This is a genomic window from Waterburya sp. (assembly GCF_058530065.1).
In genome coordinates this window covers 1-1328 of record NZ_JBZNBU010000205.1, presented here as the reverse complement: position 1 = coordinate 1328, position 1328 = coordinate 1, and the positions used below count along the sequence as shown (strand labels likewise).

At 41.0% G+C, this 1328-nt stretch carries 1 protein-coding gene; it reads right to left on the bottom strand.

Annotated elements, in window-relative coordinates:
- On the bottom strand, positions 1-1328 hold a 1328-nt coding region (locus tag AC33VI_RS12735; protein ID WP_491782641.1), incomplete at both ends, for a DUF4114 domain-containing protein.

The window sequence follows — 1328 nt, the reverse complement described above, 5'->3', positions numbered from 1 at the left end:
GCCTCTTCAATAAAAGCATTTGAACCTATTTCGTAGATATCCATACCATTGAGGCTAAAAATACCTACTTCCGCCCCTTCGTAATAGCCACCATCGTAGAGAAAATCAATAATTACTTCCCCCGACTCTTTTACCTGGAATACTCCTTTATCAAATAAGGCTCGATTGCTATATTCTAAAATTTCTTGACCTACGGTTGTATCGCGCCAGTCGCGATCGCTGTTGGAATAGAAATCTATCGAGGAAACTGCTCCCTTAGCACCTTTAATTTGAAAGACAAAATCATTATAGTCGCGATCGCCATTAACCAAAACATCTTCAAAAGCATAGGTACCGTTACCATCTACATCTACCATCAAACCTTCCTCGGCATATTCGGGATTGGCTTCAGGAGTAGAGAAGATTGGCATTTTGCCCCACTGTCCAATTTTATTAGGATCGGTAATTTCCGAAACTGTGGTGTGCTGCACTAACATAAAGGCAAATTTCTCCCCTGGGTTCATGGTGAAGGTTTTTACTCCTTGATAACTACCAGGATCGAGATTGAAGTTATTTTCCCAGTCCATTTTTTTGGTAAAACGCGCCCCTTCAGTGCGATCTTTGGCTAAAATATAACCCTGTTCGGAGTTGGTTAATGCCCTACGAGTAGCCTCAGCAATGAAAGCATCCGAACCTGGTTCGTAGATATCCATTCCTGCGAGGCTAAAGACAGCTAATTCCCCTTGAAACCAACCGCCATCATAAAGATAGTCAAAGGTTACTTCGCCAGTTTCCCCAACTTCAAATACACCCTCATTAAAAGAAGTACGATTGGCATAAGCTAGCAAATTTACTCCCGTTCCCGTGTTGCGCCAATCTCGATTAGGGTTAACTACTTCATCAAAACTGACGGTATTATTGCTTTCTAAACCTTTTACTTGAAAAATAAAATCATTGTAATCGTAGTCTGAATTACCAGAACCAACAACGATATCTTCAAAAGCCAAAGTACCGTTATTATCTACTTCTGCTACCTGATTGGTATCGGTGGAAAAGAGAACTTTTTTACCCCATTGAGAAGTACTATAGGGATGTTGGTAGATATTTTGTACTGTAGTGTGCTGAACTAACATAAAAGCCAGTTCGTCTCCTGCCTCCATCTCAAAGGAGCGAACTCCCTGATAAGCATCTGAATCAAGATTAAAATCTTTTTCCCAGGTTACAGTATCGCTAAAATACGCCCCTTCAGTGCGATCGCTAATTAAAATCCTTCCTTGGTTGGTATTCGTTAATGCCCTACGAGTAGCTTCAGTCAGAAATTCTACCGAACCTGGTTCGTAAACCTCCAT